The following is a 1,592-nucleotide window of genomic DNA, read 5'->3' on the forward strand; positions in this document are numbered from 1 at the left end:
GTGAGCCGCCGACCAAGGAGTCGGCGCAGACCCTGCTGGAGAACCTGTACTTCAACCCCAAGCGGTACGACCTGGCCAAGGTGGGCCGCTACAAGGTCAACAAGAAGCTCGGGGTGGACTCCGAGATCACGCAGGGCACGCTGACCGAGGACGACGTCGTCTCGATGATCGAGTACCTGGTGCGGCTGCACGCGGGGGAGACGTCCATGGGCGAGGCCGTCGTGGAGCTCGACGACATCGACCATTTCGGCAACCGGCGCATCCGCAGCGTCGGCGAGCTCGTCCAGAACCAGGTCCGGCTGGGCCTGGCCCGCATGGAGCGCGTCGTCCGCGAGCGGATGACCACCCAGGACGTCGAGGCGATCACGCCGCAGACCCTGATCAACATCCGGCCGGTGGTGGCGTCGATGAAGGAGTTCTTCGGCACCTCGCAGCTGTCGCAGTTCATGGACCAGATCAATCCGCTGGCCGGGCTGACGCACAAGCGGCGGCTGAACGCCCTGGGCCCCGGTGGTCTGTCCCGTGAGCGGGCCGGGATGGAGGTCCGTGACGTGCACCCGTCCCACTACGGCCGGATGTGTCCGATCGAGACGCCCGAGGGCCCGAACATCGGCCTCATCGGCTACCTCGCCTGCTACGGACGGCTCAACGCCTTCGGCTTCATCGAGACGCCCTACCGCAAGGTCGTCGACGGCAGGGTCACCGACCGGATCGACTACCTGACGGCCGACGAGGAGGACCGGTTCGTCGTCGCCCAGGCGAACTCGTCCCTCGGCGCGGACGGTGAGCTGACCGACGCCCGCGTCCTGGTCCGCACCAAGGGCGGCGAGACCGACTACGTGGCCTCCCGCGAGGTCGACTACATCGACGTGTCGCCGCGCCAGATGGTGTCGGTCGCCACCGCGATGATCCCGTTCCTGGAGCACGACGACGCCAACCGGGCCCTGATGGGCGCGAACATGCAGCGCCAGTCGGTGCCGCTGATCCGCAGCGAGGCGCCGCTGGTTGGCACGGGCATGGAGTACCGTGCCGCGACCGACGCCGGGGACGTCATCAGCGCCGGGAAGGCCGGCGTGGTCGAGGAGGTCTCGGCCGACTACGTCACCGTCATGAACGACGACGGCTCGCGTACGACGTACCGGGTCGCCAAGTTCAGGCGCTCCAACCAGGGCACCTCCTTCAACCAGAAGCCCATCGTCGCCGAGGGCGACCGGGTCGAGGCCGGCCAGGTCATCGCCGACGGCCCCTGCACCGACGAGGGTGAGATGGCGCTCGGCAAGAACCTGCTGGTGGCGTTCATGCCGTGGGAGGGCCACAACTACGAGGACGCGATCGTGCTGTCCCAGCGCCTGGTCCAGGACGACGTGCTGTCCTCGATCCACATCGAGGAGCACGAGGTCGACGCCCGCGACACCAAGCTGGGCCCGGAGGAGATCACCCGGGACCTCCCCAACGTCTCCGAGGACATCCTGGCCGACCTCGACGAGCGCGGCATCGTCCGGATCGGCGCCGAGGTCGTGCCCGGCGACATCCTGGTCGGCAAGGTCACCCCGAAGGGCGAGACCGAGCTGACCCCGGAGGAGCGGCTGCTG

Annotated in this window: 1 protein-coding gene; it reads left to right on the forward strand. The window is 68.5% G+C overall.

What is annotated here, in order from left to right; genetic code table 11:
* Positions 1 to 1,592, forward strand: a 1,592-nt coding sequence (gene rpoB, locus AB0J46_RS51910) for a DNA-directed RNA polymerase subunit beta (protein WP_364344941.1), incomplete at both ends; no start/stop codon positions are given.

The sequence above is a fragment of the Nonomuraea sp. NPDC049758 genome (assembly GCF_040674635.1).
In the GTDB taxonomy this organism is placed as follows: Bacteria; Actinomycetota; Actinomycetes; order Streptosporangiales; family Streptosporangiaceae; genus Nonomuraea.